Below are 12,554 nucleotides of genomic sequence, written 5' to 3' on the forward strand. Positions count from 1 at the left end.
GAGGCGATCTCGGCCAGGCGGGCAGCGTACCCCTGCCCGACCGTGCGGAGCTGCCGGTGTCCTTACCATGGACCGCCTGTGACGTGCGTGGCAGCGGAAGGGAGACAGGACGTGACGGATCACCGAAAGCCCCGGCGACGGGGGCAGGGCGAGCTGGAGGCGCAGGTTCTGTCGGCCCTGCGCGAGGCCGACGGTCCGGCGACGGCGGGCTGGGTGCAGGAGCGGCTCGGCGCGGGCCTCGCCTATACGACGGTGATCACGATCCTGACCCGGCTGCTGGCCAAGGCCGCGGTGACCCGGGAGCGCTCGGGCCGGTCCTTCGTCTGGACCCCGGTGTCGGACCAGGCCGGGCTGGCGGCCCACAAGATGCGCAAGCTCCTGGACGGCGAGAGCGACCGCGAGGCGGTCCTCGCCAGCTTCGTCACCTCGCTCGATCCGGATGACGAGAAGCTGCTGCGCGACCTGCTGGGACAGGCGGAGGGCGAAGGCGACGTGGGCGAAGCGGCCGAGGGCGAAAGGGACCACTGACTTCTCATGGGGGTGTTCGTCTTCCTTCCGCTGGTGCTGCCCTTGACGGCCTGGCCGATCGCGAGACTCGCCGAACAGCGTCTGCATCCACGTATCGCCACCCGCCTGCTGACGGGCGTGGCCGGAGTGATGGCGCTGTGCAGCACGGTCTGTCTGGGGCTGCTGATGGTGGTCGGCACGGCGCAGCTGCCGGGCAACCCCCTGCCCGACGGCTGGTCCGACCCCGAGGTGCGCGAGGCCGTCCCCTACGACGAGGTGGCCGGCAAGGCCGCCATCCCGGCCCTGCTGGCCGTCGCCGTGCTGTGCGGACGGGCGCTGTGGCGGCACGCGCAGGTACGACGGCGCGCCCACCGGGCGCTGGCCGGACTGCCCGCCACGGAGGTCGCGATCCTGCCCGACGGCGAGCCGTACGCGTACGCCCTGCCCGGCGGGACCCGTGGCCGCATCGTGGTGACCACGGCCCTGCTGTCCGCTCTCAGGCCCGCCGAGCGGCGCGCCCTGTTCGCCCATGAGCGCGTGCATCTGGCCGCCCGGCACCACCGGTTCCTGCTCGTCGCCCAGCTGGCGGCGTGCGCCAACCCCTTTCTGCGTCCGCTGCGTACGGCGGTCGTCTACACGACGGAGCGCTGGGCGGACGAGGAGGCGGCCCGGGTCGTCGGCGACCGCCACACCGTGGCACGCGCGATCGCCAGGGCGGCGCTCGTCTCCCGCCGCACTCCCGTGCCGGCACTCGCGGGCTTCGCCCTGCCCGGACCGGTGCCCCGGCGGGTGGCGGCCCTGTTGGCGCCCGCTCCCGGCGGTCGCGGCTGGCCCTCGATGTTCACCGCGGTCGGGATGGCGGCCTGGGCGGCCGCCGCGGGTACGGCGCTCTCCGCGCTGTCGTCCGCCAACTCCGCGGTGACGATGATCGTCATCCTGCGCGCGGCGACGCCCTTGTGACGGCGCCGCCGCGCCGTCCTTCAGAGGTCGAACTCGTGCGGCGGCAGGTCGAGTGCGAAACACGCCTCACGTACGACGGCCTGCTCGCTCTTGTCGAAGTCACCGTCGGCCCCGCCGATGACGATGCCGATCTGCACCACGGCACGCGCCTCGGCCGGCTTCTTCTTCGCCTTGCCGATCTCCTGGAGCACGCTCACCTTGCCGAAGGCGAAGTCCGTGGTCAGCTTGTTGATGTTGTCGTCGAAGCGGCGCTGGAGGTCCATGGCGTCGAAGTTCTGCAGCACCTCGTTGGTGGCGATCAGCTGGGCCACCCGCTGCCGCTCGGAGGGATCGACACTGCCGTCCGCAGCGGCGACCAGCGCGCACATGGCCATGCTCGCGTCGCGGAAGGCGCCGCTCTTGAGGTCGTTCTTCTTCGCCACGAGCTGCATCTGCATCGTCGACGCGGACTCCTTGAACCGGTCCCACAGGGCCATGACTGCTCCAAACGGTCGGTCGGGGCCCGGCCCGCTCCGACGGCGATCCGGCACCCCTTAATATCTACAGCAACGTAGAAACTCGCGGCCGGACCGATAAGTTCCACCGATCCGGAAGGAACTCCCCTCCTGCCGCGTTCGTTCACGCACCGCACACCGACTCAAAGGAGCAAGACGTGTCCGCCACCATGACGGACTCCCCGGGGCGCCGTCCCCGACCACCCCGCCAGGTCCTTCCTGGGCACGGCACGCGACGGGGCGCCCACTCTCGATCGACGCGCCGATGAGTGTCGTGAACGCCCTGCTCGGTCTGCTGGCCGTCTTCGTCCTCACCGCCGGCACCGGCTACTTCGTGGCCCAGGAGTTCGCCTACGTCTCCGCGGACCGGCTCGCCCTCGCCCGTGAGGCCGAGGCGGGCGACCGGCAGGCCGCCCGCGCCCTGACGGTCCTGGAGCGGCTGTCGTTCATGCTGTCCGGCGCCCAGCTCGGCATCACCGTCACCGGCCTGGTCGTCGGCTTCATCGCCGAGCCGTCCGTCTCCGCGCTGCTCGAGCCCGCGCTGACCGGAATCGGCATCCCCGAGGGCGCCGTGGGGGGCATCTCCGTCGTCCTCGCCTTTGTCCTGGCCACCGTTGTCCAGATGGTGCTGGGCGAGCTCGCCCCCAAGAACCTCGCCATCGCCGTCCCGGAGCGCCTGGCCAAGTCCCTGGCCTCCTCCACACTGGCGTACCTCAAGGTCGTCGGCCCGCTCGTGCGGATCTTCGACGGCGCCGCCAACCGGCTGCTGCGCAAGGCCGGCATCGAGCCCGTCGAGGAACTCCACCACGGTGCCACCCTGGAGGAACTCGGCCACCTCATCGGCGAGTCCCACGAACAGGGTGAACTGCCCAAGGAGACCGCCGAACTCATCGACCACGCCCTGGAGTTCTCCGAGCGCACCCTCGACGAGGTGATGGTCCCGCGCGTGGACGCCGTCTTCGTCCGCAAGGACGCCACCGCGGCCGAGGCTGTCGACCTGATCGCCAAGCACGGCCACTCCACCTACCCCGTCCTCGGCGACCACCCCGACGACGTCCCCGGTGTCGTCGGCGTACGCGAGCTGATGCGCCTGCCCGCCGCGGCCCTGGCCACCACCGCGGGCGCGGTGGCCCGCCGCCCGCTGCTGCTGCCCGACACCCTCCCGCTGCCGGACGCCGTCGAGCAGATGCGCGAGCGGGACGACGAGTTCGCGGTCGTCCTGGACGAGCACGGCGGTCTCGCCGGCATCGTCACCTACGAGGACATCGCGGAGGAACTGGTCGGAGACATCGCCGACGAGACCGACACCGTCATCGAGGTCGCCGTCCCCGACGGCGACGGCTGGCTGGTGGACGCCGGCCGCCGCCTCGACGAGATCGCCGACGCCACGGGCATCGAACTGCCCGAGGAGGACGACTACGACACCGTGGCAGGCCTGATCGTGGACCGCCTGGGCCGCTTCCCGGCCATCGGCGACCGCCTCACCGTCGAACTCCTCGACGGAGGAAGCGCGTTGATCGACGTACGCACGCTCGACCGGCACGTGCCGGACCGAGCCCGGATCCAGAAGGTCGAGGAGGAGCGGTCATGAGCTTCCCGATGGCGCTCTTCGTCACCGTGCTGCTGCTGATCGGCAGCGGATTCTTCGTCGCCGCCGAGTTCGCCCTGGTCGCCGCCAAACGGCACCGCATGGAGAAGGCCGTCGCGCAGGGACAGCGCGGCGCCAAGGCGGCCCTGGCCGGCATGCGCGAACTGTCGCTGATGCTGGCCGGCGCCCAACTCGGCATCACCGTCTGCACCCTGGGCCTCGGTTCGGTCTCCAAGCCCGCCATCTCCCACGAACTCGACCCGCTCCTGCACGACCTGGGCCTGCCCACTGCCCTCAGCTACGGCATCGCGTTCGTCTTCGCCATGGTCGTCGTGGTGTTCCTGCACATGGTGCTCGGCGAGATGGCCCCCAAGTCCTGGGCCATCGCCCATCCCGAACGCTCCGCGATGCTCCTCGCCCCGCCCTTCCGCGCCGTGGTGAAGGCGGTCCGCCCGCTGATCGCGGTGCTCAACCGGATGAGCAACGCGCTCGTACGGCTGTGCCGGGTCACCCCGCGCGACGAACTCGCCTCGGTCCACAATCGCGAACAACTCACCCACCTGGTCGAGGAGTCCGAACGCCTCGGCCTGATCAGCGAGAGCGACTCGGAGCTGCTCACCCGCTCGCTCGTCGAGCCCGAGACGCCCGTCGGAGAACTCCAGATCCCGGCCGGGGAGATCACCTCGGTCGACGGTGACGCGGGCATCGACGACATCCTGCGCCTGGCCACCGCCCATGACCGCACGCGCCTGCTGGTGCGGGACGCGGGCAGCGTCCTCGGCTCCGTCCATGCCCGCGACGCCCTGGTGGCCCGGGCCCGATCCAGGACCGCCACCGCCCGCGCCCTGGCCCGACCGGTACCGGAGGTGACGCAGGAGACCACGGTCGCGGACGCGATCGAGCTCCTGCGCCGCAACCGTGCCTCCCTGGCGGTCGTCCGGGACGAGACGGGCAGCCTCACGGGCATGGTGACGCTGGACGACCTGCTGGCCCGCTATCTGCAGCCGGCCTGAGTTCTGCCGGCCGGTCAGAGCTGTGCGGGCATGCTCCAGCAGTTGGAGGCGGCCTTCTTGCCCGACAGCCGGTCCGTCAGCCAGGCGATGGCGTCGCCCTGGTCGGTGAGCAGTGGGGCGAAGTGGTTGAGCAGCGCGCTGCCGACATCGGGCAGGACGACGCCCTTGTACGTGACGTCGGCGCCCTTCTTGCACCAGTCGAGGGCGAGTTGGCGCGCCTGCCGGTGCGGGACGAGGTTGTCGCTGACGCCCGTCGCCAGACGCACGGGGCCGGACGGTTTGAGCGTCCCGATGCGCTGGCTGTCCAGGAACGCCTGCAGTGCGGGCGTCGCCGCGATGATGTCGCTGATGGACCGGCTGTCGGTCGTCCACTTGGTGCTCTTCGCGTAGCCATAGCCGAAGAGGGCGTCCCCGACGCACATGGTCGACAGGTCGGTGAGGGCTGCCTTGCCCGCCGCGTTGAGATGCGCCTCGGCGATGGGCTTCAGGGACGGGTCGGACTGGAGGAAGCCGTTGAGCGACCAGCCCAGCGCGCCGGCGAGTTCGCTGCCGTCGATGGCCTTGGTGACCGAGGCCAGATCGGCGGGCGGTGCGCCCGCGTAGGTCCCGGCGAGCGTGACGTCGGGGGCGTAGGAGGACTGGAGTTCGGCCGCCGAGGCGGTCGCTCCGCCACCCTGGCTGTATCCGAACAGCCCCACTCGGGAGGCGGAGGTGATGGAGGCCCCGCCGACCGAGCGGGCGGCGCGGACGGCGTCCAGCACCGCGTGCCCCTCGTCGACCCGGTTGACGTAGGTGTGCAGCCGGTCGGTCGCGCCGAGGCCGGCGTAGTCGGTGACGACCACGGCGATGCCCTTCGCGAGGAGGCGGTAGATCGCCAGATCCTCGTAACCGACGGACACCGTCTGGCCGTTGAGGTTCAGCGGGTGCTCCAGGCCCATGGACGCTGCGCACTGGTCGCCCTGTCCCATCGTGCCGGGTGCCACCGCGACCAGGGGGCGTGGTCCGTCGCCTGGCCAAGCCGCGGCGGGTTCGATGTAGGCGCCGGTGACGGCCACCGGTCGGCCGTTCGAGTCGGTGGACTTGTACATCAGGCGGGTCGCGGTGCCGGGGAGCGGTCCGTCAAGGCCGGGCAGGCTGAGGGCCAGTGGCAGTGGCTCGGTGCGGATGAGGGTGCCGTTGGCGGCGGGCAGGGTGGCGGGCGGGTTGTAGAACGCCGGGATGGTGACGCCTCGGGAGACGACCTCGTCCGCTGCCATGGCGGCGGTGACCGAGAGGGACTGGGCGCCGAGGCAGGCGGCAGCGGTGACTGCTGCGGCCATGAGCCGTCTGCGTGCGGGCATGGCGAACCTCCTGTGGAAGCGGCTGGCAGAGAGGTGCACAGGTGAAACCGGCACGGGAACGCGGCCGTCCCACGGGCCGGTCCATGCCGCACTGAAGTGGTTCGCCAGGACCTTACCTACGAGTAAGTTACTCGTGGTAGCACTATGCAGGTTACGGTTCGGTAATTTGACAGGATGTCTAATTGTGCACCGTGGCGGCTACACGGTGTCACGGCGCGGAGGTTCCGCTGAGGTTGCGGGACGGCCGGCTGACCCGGCGCAGCGGTTGCTCGGGGCGCCGGCCCGGGGCACTTCGCGGCCTCACTGCGGCGTCGGAGGCGCACGCCTGACGCCGAGGGCGCTCATCACCTGCCCGACCGTCGCGTCCAGCGTGCTGCTCGCCGGGATCACCGTCTCGACACCGCCGGGCAGCAGGTCCAACGGCCGGTACCACGAACGGAGTTCGTCCTTGCCGACGGTGTCGGCGATGGGCTTGGTGGCGTGCCTGGACAGGGTCTCCTCGAAGGGGACGTCCAGGTAGTAGCAGTGGGCGCGGTCAGCGTAGTCGGCGAGCAGGCCGGCGAGCATGTCGCCGTAGTGGGCGACGTACAGGATGCCTTCCAGCACTGTGTGAAAGCCGTGTTCCAGGGCGTGCCGCACGGTCAGGTCGATCAGGCCGATGTTCGCGGCGCCGGGGACGTCACGCTCGCGCAGCACATCGCGGCGCAGGGTGTCCTGACTGACCAGGGCGATGCCCCTGCCGTAACGCTCGCGCAGCCCGGCGGCCACCGAACTCTTGCCGCTCGCACTGTTTCCGCGCAGCACGATCAGCCTGGTGGGTGAGGGGACCGTCGTCACCCGGGGGACCCTACCCTCGGTCGCCGGAATGCCGGCCGCGCCCCGCGTGAAGGAACTCGCGGGCGCCGCGCAGGCGCGTGGCGATGCGCCCCTGTGTGGCAGCGCTGTCGAGGCGGACGTCGAGGGCGCCGGGTACGCGGCTGTCGGCTCGGCGTCCGGCGGGCAGCCGGGTCGGGTCGAGGCCGTCGCGGCGGGCGATGAGGACACCGAGGTCGTGGCGGCTGAGGGCGTCCGGTCCCGCGAGGTGGAACATTCCGGGCCGGTCGGACGCCGCGAGTTCGAGGAGAGCGCAGGCGAGATCCTCGACGTGCACCGGGCAGCGGATGGTGTCGGTGAACAGGACGCCGTCGTCGGTGCCCGTCGCCAGGTTGTGCACCATGCGTTCGTGCGCGGATCCGCCGTTCCCGATGATCAACGAGGTGCGAGCGACCGCGGCGGCCGGCGCCAGGAGCCGCACCGCGCTCTCGGCGGCGGCTTTGGCCGCGCCGTACGGGGTGACCGGATCGGGCAGGCAGCTCTCGCCGTAGTGAATCCGGGACCCGGAGAACACCGCGTCGCTGGAGACGTGCACCAGATGGCAGTCGCGACGCGCGGCGGCCATCGCCAGGCGGATCGAGCCGTCGGCCGTGACCGCCCAGTCGTCCTGTCCACTCGTCGCGTTGATGACGGCGTCGGGGGCGACCGAGGCCAGAACCTCGTCGATCCGCCGGGGCCACGAAGGTCGACGTGGTGCCACGTGACTCCGGGGGTGCTTGCGGGGCGGGAATGGTACGTCGCCGCCGTCTCCCAGCCCGAGGCCGTCGCCCGACGCACGAGCTCCGTTCCCAGAAACCCGCTCCCGCCGATGATCAGCACTCTCATGGCGCCCCACCGTAAGGCACACCGACAGCTCAGTGGCCGGCTTCGGCCAGGAGCCGCCGTGCCGTGCCGAGGGCCTGTTCGGCGTAGGGGCGGCCGAAGAGTACGGCGTGGACCAGGAGCGGGAAGAGCTGGTGCAGGCCGACGCGCTGCCGCCAGCCGGCGGCGAGGGGCGTGGTGTCCTGGTAGCCGTCCAGCACCTCCGTGAGATGGGGGCAGCCGAAGAGCTGGAGCATGGCGAGGTCGGTTTCGCGATGCCCGCCGTGTGCCGCCGGATCGATCAACCACACATGGCCGTCGGCGCCCCACAGCACATTGCCGCTCCACAGATCCCCGTGCAGCCGCGCCGGTACCTCACTCGGCCCGGCGAGGTCGGCCAGGCGCTCGCAGACCCGCTCCACCACGACCGTCTCGTCGCGCAGCACGATGCCACGGTCGACAGCCTGACGCAGATAGGGCAGCACCCGGTGTTCGGCGTACCAGCGGGGCCAGTCGCTCCCCGGCACATTCCGCATCGGGGCGAGCCCGATGTACGCCTCGGCGGCACCGTCGGGCGGAGGCGCTCCGAACGCCGGCGCACCAGCGGCATGCAGCCCGGCGAGTTCACGACCGAACCGCACCGCGGCCGCAGCGCTCGGCGGCCCCTCCGGAACACAACCGGTCACCAACCACCGCTGGTCAAGGCCGTGCACGACCGGCACCCGCACCGCCCTCGCATCGGCCAGCCACCCCAGCCCGGCGGCCTCGGCTCGTGCCGCCCTCGCGCTCCCGGCCTCCTTGACGATCACCGGCCCACCGTCCAGCGCGACTTCGGTGACCTCACCGGTCAACCGCCGCTGTGACACCACCGCCCGCCCGGTCAGCCGTGCGGCCACAGCCCCGGGCCCTTCACCCTCCTCGCGCATCATGCCTCCGCCGGTCCGGTCATCCTGGCCTCCGTCCGCCGTGCCGACCCTGGCGGGATCAACCGTCGCCCAGGCCGTATGCCGGCTTGCGCACCATGAACACGTCGATCGGGTCCTCCGACTCGGTGGTGAACCCGTGCCGCTCGTACAGCCGTCGGGCCGCGCTGCCCTGGAGCACGTTCAACCGGACCAGCAGACCGTCGCGGTCACACCGCTCCAGCAACTCCCGCAGAACGCCCGAGCCGACCCCGCCCCCCTGAAGGTGCGGCGCCACGAAGAAGTGTTCCAGCCGGCGGGCGTCCTCGGCGGGCCGCAGCGCCACGCAACCGGCGAACGCACCGCCCACCTCGATGACCCAGGCGTACTCGGGGACGAAGCTGTCCCGCAGCCGCTGCCGTACCCGCTGCTCGTCGAACCGCCCGAGCCGCACCAGGTCCGGCCGCATCACCACGGCACGCAGTTCGACGATCGCCTCGATGTCGGCCGTCGACGCCGGCCGTAGTTCCCAGTGCGCCATGATCACCACGCTAGGGTAAATCGCATGCCCATCGAGGTACGCCCGGCTTCGGTCTTCGAGGACGTCCGTGCGGTGCTCGGACCGAAGTCGCCCACCGCGAACGTCTGCTGGTGCCTGAGCTACCGGATTCCCTCCAAGCTCAACAACGAGCTGCGCGGCCCCGCCCGCGGGGAGTATGTCGCCGCGCTGTGCCGCGCACGGCCTTCTCCGGGAGTGCTCGCCTACGACGGCGACGAACCCGTCGGCTGGGCCGCTGTGGCGCCGCGCTCGGAGACTGCCTTCGCCCGCAACCGGAAGATCCCCCACCTCGACGACCTGCCGGTGTGGTCGCTGTGGTGCGTTCGCGTGCGCCCCGGACATCGCAAGCAGGGGATCTCGCACGCCCTGATCACCGGAGCCGTCGAATTCGCCCGCTCGCACGGCGCACCGGTGATCGAGGCGTACCCCTTGGACAACGGCGACGCCCGGGTCGATCTGACGATGGCGTACGCGGGTATCCGAAGGAACTTCGAGCGTGCCGGATTCGCGCACGTCGCCGACACGACCTCCGTGCTCGCCGGCCATCCGCGGATCCTGATGCGATTCGATCTGTGCTGACGGCGTATTTCTTCGAAACAGGCGGCAACCTTTTCGGTTCCGGCGGCCACTGAGGGGTCGGAGGCTCTCTTCACCGGGCCTCGCACACAGCACGCGTGCCCCCGAACCACGTAAAGGACCTCATCCGTGGCGTCGTCCTCCTCGCACCGCCGTCGTCCCCCTCGGCGGGGCACCTGGGTGCTCTCCGCGATCGTCGTGGCGACCGTCGCGCTCGTCGCCGCCCTGATCGTGGCCTTCGTCCCCGACGACGGGCACGAGGCCACCGCATCCGCATCCGCCGTGGACGGCAAGGCGAGCGCGGCGCCCACGACACCGGTGCCGACACCGTCCTCGGCATCGCCGAAGGCCTCGGCGACGCCCACGAAGGCCAAGCCCTCCGGCACTCCGTCGCCGACCGCGAGCACCCCGAAGGCCCGGCCCTCGACCGCCACCCCGCGGCAGACGTCCGCCACGGTGGGATCACAGGTCGGACGGATCCGCCCCGGGACCACCTACGAAGGGGTGGCCACCTTCTACGACACCGGCAGCGGTGACGGCGCCTGCTCCTACGGTCCCACCAGCGACACCATGACCGCGGCGATGAACCACACCGACTACGAGACCTCCCAGGCCTGCGGAGCGTATGTGCTCGTGCGCGCCGGTGGTGCCTCCGTGACGGTCCGGATCACCAACGAGTGCCCGCTGCCCTGCGCACCCGGTCAACTCGACCTCAGCCCCCAGGCCTTCGCCAAGCTCGCCGCCCCCTCGCGCGGCCAGATCCCGGTCACCTGGACCCTGCTCAGCCCCGCCACGTCCGAGAAGATCTCGATCCGCTACAAGACCGGCTCCACCCGCTACTGGTGCGGGATCCAGGCCATCGGCCACCGCAATCCGCTGGCCCGTCTGGAGGTGCGCACGGGCAGTGGCTGGACTCGCCTGGCCCGTACCGGGTACAACTACTTCCTCTCCGAGCAGGGCAGCGGGTGCGGCGGATCGATCAGGATCACCGACATCTACGGCGAGCAGCTGACGATCGACGGGATCGCACTGCGTGCGGAGGCCGTGCAGCCGACCGGAGTCCAGTTCGCCGCGCACTGAGGACGAGCCACGGCTGTCAGGGCGTCGGCCACAACGCGCCGAGGATCACCCGCACTTGGCCCGTCAGCCGTGGCAGGTCGAACTTCTCGGGTTCGGTGAGCGCGACGCGGCCGAAGTGTTCCGCACAGGCGACGAGGGCGTGGGCGAGGACCTGCGCATCGAGCCCTGGATCACTCCGGCCGGCCAGGGCGAGGGAGAGCCACTTCTCGACCAGCAGCCGGAACCGCTCGCGGTCCGCCTCGATACGGTCGCGGACGACGACCGGCATGTTGCCCGGCGGCAGCAGGATCAACCGCCAGGTGTCCGGGTCCTGGTGGAGCATGTCGGCCATCCGGCGCACCGCTTCGGAGGCGAACGCCGCCGGGTCGCGCAGCTCGTCGGCGTCGGGAACGGTCCTGAGCAGCCGTTCGAAGGCGCGGGCCTGCTGCCGGTCGAGCAGCGCGGTGAGCAGGGCGTCGAGGTTCTCGAAGGCGCCGTAGACCACCGACCGGGCGACCCCGGCGCGCTTGGCGATGGCATCGATGGAGACCCGGTCGTAGCCGTCGCTGACGATGACGGCCAGGGCCGCGTCGAGCAGTTGCTCGCGGCGTTCCTCGATCGGCACGCGCGGGGCGTAGGGCCGCCGCCTGCGCGGCCTGTCCGGTGAATTCGTGGACGCTGACACCTTGGCAGTTTACGACACCCGTGTCTTAATTTACGACAGCAGTGTCGTAATCGAGGCGCGGTCCACGCCGCGGACGCACAGGGAGCGGCTCCATGGCGAGGTTCAAGCGCAGCGAGGTCCAACCGCACGAGGACTACGGCTTCTTCGGCCCCGGCTCGGTCGTGTGGAAGGTCTGGAGCTATCCGACCGCGCCGACCGTGGGATTCCAGCGGGCTTCAGTCGTGGAGGAGCTCGACCCGCCGCTGGTGGCCGCCGTGCACGGCACCCAGGGCATCTACCAGCGCGCCCGCACGCGCTACGACCGGACCCTGCGGTACTTCGCCATGGTCGCCTTCGCCGGTTCGCGCGAGGTGTCCAAGGCCGCGGACATCCTGGTCAAGGTCCATTCCAAGGCGATCGGCGAACTGCCGTACGGCGGCGGGACATACGACGCCAACGACCCGGCCTCCCAGCTGTGGATCCAGCTCACCGGCTGGCACTCGATCCTCTACGCGTACGAGAAGTACGGCCCCGGCAAGCTCACCGCGCGGGAGGAGAAGGAGTACTGGGAGGCATGTGCGCTCGCCGCGGAGCTCCAGACGTGCTCCCCGGACGACGTCCCCCGCACCCGTGACGGGATCCGGGCGTACTTCGCGCAGATGCGCCCCCGGCTGTCCGCCAGCCCGATCGCGCGCCAGGCCATGAACCACTTGCTGCGGACCGAGCTGGTACTGCCGCCGGTGCCGCTGTGGGCGAAGCCCGTGAGCCTGGCCGTCGCGAAGGCGCAGCGGATCGCCACGATCGCCACCATGCCGCGCTGGATGCGTGAGATGGCGGGGATCAGGCAGTCCCGCCTGCTCGACCTCCTCATCGTGCCCGTCATGAAGGTGTCCTTCGCCCTCGCCCACCTCAACCCCGAGGTCGAACTGCGCCTGTTGGGCCTGCTGTCGCCCTCCACGGTTCCGGTGGTCGCCCCGATCAAGCTGGGCATCCCTCCCCGGAAGGAGGAAGTGCTGACCCCGGCGGAAGCCCGGGCTCGCTACGGCTACGCCAAGCCCGCCGAAGCCCACCTCGAGTTCCGGGCCCGCCAGTCCGCCCGCGTCTTCGGCGACGGCAAGGCCCCCAGCGACCAGGGGCTCATCGAGTCCCAGGACGTACTGGGCCCGCTGGCCTGATCAGCCGTCAGGAGCTGACGTGACGGGCGTCGGCATCTGCCGA

General features: G+C 71.0%; 13 protein-coding genes and 1 pseudogene. 7 read left to right on the forward strand and 7 right to left on the reverse strand.

Features of this window, described 5'->3' with window-relative positions; all coding sequences use genetic code 11:
• The first annotated feature begins 111 nt into the window (after nucleotides 1-111).
• Together QF037_RS43065 and QF037_RS43070 are read left to right on the forward strand one after the other, a co-directional pair.
• Nucleotides 112-528 carry a BlaI/MecI/CopY family transcriptional regulator gene (locus tag QF037_RS43065; protein ID WP_307034968.1) on the forward strand — a complete coding sequence of 139 codons (417 nt, stop codon included), beginning with the start codon at nucleotides 112-114 and terminating at the stop codon, nucleotides 526-528.
• Nucleotides 529-534: 6 nt separating this feature from the next.
• Complete coding sequence (locus QF037_RS43070; protein ID WP_307034970.1) at nucleotides 535-1,467, forward strand: M56 family metallopeptidase; 933 nt, start codon at nucleotides 535-537, stop codon at nucleotides 1,465-1,467.
• Between the two features lie 20 nt (nucleotides 1,468-1,487).
• Here the strand turns inward: QF037_RS43070 and QF037_RS43075 are convergent, their stop codons facing one another.
• Nucleotides 1,488-1,943, reverse strand: a complete 456-nt coding sequence (locus tag QF037_RS43075) for a tellurite resistance TerB family protein (RefSeq protein ID WP_307034972.1) — start codon at nucleotides 1,941-1,943, stop codon at nucleotides 1,488-1,490.
• A gap of 283 nt (nucleotides 1,944-2,226) precedes the next feature.
• Here QF037_RS43075 and QF037_RS43080 point away from each other — a divergent pair, with 283 nt between their 5' ends.
• Nucleotides 2,227-3,552 (forward strand): hemolysin family protein, encoded by a 1,326-nt coding sequence (locus QF037_RS43080; protein WP_307034973.1) that lies wholly within the window; start codon nucleotides 2,227-2,229, stop codon nucleotides 3,550-3,552.
• Complete coding sequence (locus tag QF037_RS43085; protein ID WP_307034975.1) at nucleotides 3,549-4,562, forward strand: hemolysin family protein; 1,014 nt, start codon at nucleotides 3,549-3,551, stop codon at nucleotides 4,560-4,562. The genes QF037_RS43080 and QF037_RS43085 overlap by 4 nt, the downstream gene beginning before the upstream one ends.
• A gap of 14 nt (nucleotides 4,563-4,576) precedes the next feature.
• Here QF037_RS43085 and QF037_RS43090 read toward each other — a convergent pair whose 3' ends face one another.
• The 5 genes and pseudogenes from QF037_RS43090 to QF037_RS43110 form a co-directional block, all read right to left on the reverse strand.
• Nucleotides 4,577-5,902 (reverse strand): alpha/beta fold hydrolase, encoded by a 1,326-nt coding sequence (locus QF037_RS43090; RefSeq protein WP_307034978.1) that lies wholly within the window; start codon nucleotides 5,900-5,902, stop codon nucleotides 4,577-4,579.
• A 300-nt stretch (nucleotides 5,903-6,202) separates the two neighbouring features.
• Nucleotides 6,203-6,739, reverse strand: a complete 537-nt coding sequence (locus QF037_RS43095; RefSeq protein ID WP_307034980.1) for an AAA family ATPase — start codon at nucleotides 6,737-6,739, stop codon at nucleotides 6,203-6,205.
• 10 nt (nucleotides 6,740-6,749) lie between these two features.
• A pseudogene (locus tag QF037_RS43100) lies at nucleotides 6,750-7,600 on the reverse strand (SDR family oxidoreductase).
• 29 nt (nucleotides 7,601-7,629) lie between these two features.
• Nucleotides 7,630-8,502, reverse strand: coding sequence for a fructosamine kinase family protein (locus QF037_RS43105; RefSeq protein WP_307034982.1), 873 nt, complete (start codon nucleotides 8,500-8,502; stop codon nucleotides 7,630-7,632).
• A 58-nt stretch (nucleotides 8,503-8,560) separates the two neighbouring features.
• Nucleotides 8,561-9,019, reverse strand: a complete 459-nt coding sequence (locus QF037_RS43110; protein ID WP_307034984.1) for a GNAT family N-acetyltransferase — start codon at nucleotides 9,017-9,019, stop codon at nucleotides 8,561-8,563.
• A gap of 24 nt (nucleotides 9,020-9,043) precedes the next feature.
• Here QF037_RS43110 and QF037_RS43115 point away from each other — a divergent pair, with 24 nt between their 5' ends.
• A complete protein-coding gene (locus QF037_RS43115) occupies nucleotides 9,044-9,616 on the forward strand; it encodes a GNAT family N-acetyltransferase (RefSeq protein WP_307034986.1) in 573 nt (190 codons plus the stop codon).
• A 126-nt stretch (nucleotides 9,617-9,742) separates the two neighbouring features.
• On the forward strand, nucleotides 9,743-10,693 hold the full coding sequence (locus tag QF037_RS43120; RefSeq protein WP_307034988.1) for an expansin EXLX1 family cellulose-binding protein: 951 nt from the start codon (nucleotides 9,743-9,745) through the stop codon (nucleotides 10,691-10,693).
• Between the two features lie 16 nt (nucleotides 10,694-10,709).
• Here QF037_RS43120 and QF037_RS43125 read toward each other — a convergent pair whose 3' ends face one another.
• The gene (locus QF037_RS43125) at nucleotides 10,710-11,297 is read right to left on the reverse strand and encodes a TetR/AcrR family transcriptional regulator (protein WP_307034990.1); all 588 of its coding nucleotides are present in this window, start codon (nucleotides 11,295-11,297) and stop codon (nucleotides 10,710-10,712) included.
• Nucleotides 11,298-11,449: 152 nt separating this feature from the next.
• Here QF037_RS43125 and QF037_RS43130 point away from each other — a divergent pair, with 152 nt between their 5' ends.
• Nucleotides 11,450-12,511, forward strand: coding sequence for an oxygenase MpaB family protein (locus QF037_RS43130; RefSeq protein ID WP_307034992.1), 1,062 nt, complete (start codon nucleotides 11,450-11,452; stop codon nucleotides 12,509-12,511).
• Nucleotides 12,512-12,554 lie beyond the last annotated feature (43 nt).

This window comes from Streptomyces canus (genome assembly GCF_030815415.1).
GTDB lineage: Bacteria > Actinomycetota > Actinomycetes > Streptomycetales > Streptomycetaceae > Streptomyces > Streptomyces canus_F.

Coding starts and splice junctions, on each gene's coding strand:
- QF037_RS43070 (WP_307034970.1), top strand. CDS start 535: ATGGGGGTGTTCGTCTTCCTTCCGCTGGTGCTGCCCTTGACGGCCTGG.
- QF037_RS43075 (WP_307034972.1), bottom strand. CDS start 1,943: ATGGCCCTGTGGGACCGGTTCAAGGAGTCCGCGTCGACGATGCAGATG.
- QF037_RS43080 (WP_307034973.1), top strand. CDS start 2,227: ATGAGTGTCGTGAACGCCCTGCTCGGTCTGCTGGCCGTCTTCGTCCTC.
- QF037_RS43085 (WP_307034975.1), top strand. CDS start 3,549: ATGAGCTTCCCGATGGCGCTCTTCGTCACCGTGCTGCTGCTGATCGGC.
- QF037_RS43090 (WP_307034978.1), bottom strand. CDS start 5,902: ATGCCCGCACGCAGACGGCTCATGGCCGCAGCAGTCACCGCTGCCGCC.
- QF037_RS43105 (WP_307034982.1), bottom strand. CDS start 8,502: ATGCGCGAGGAGGGTGAAGGGCCCGGGGCTGTGGCCGCACGGCTGACC.
- QF037_RS43110 (WP_307034984.1), bottom strand. CDS start 9,019: ATGGCGCACTGGGAACTACGGCCGGCGTCGACGGCCGACATCGAGGCG.
- QF037_RS43115 (WP_307034986.1), top strand. CDS start 9,044: ATGCCCATCGAGGTACGCCCGGCTTCGGTCTTCGAGGACGTCCGTGCG.
- QF037_RS43130 (WP_307034992.1), top strand. CDS start 11,450: ATGGCGAGGTTCAAGCGCAGCGAGGTCCAACCGCACGAGGACTACGGC.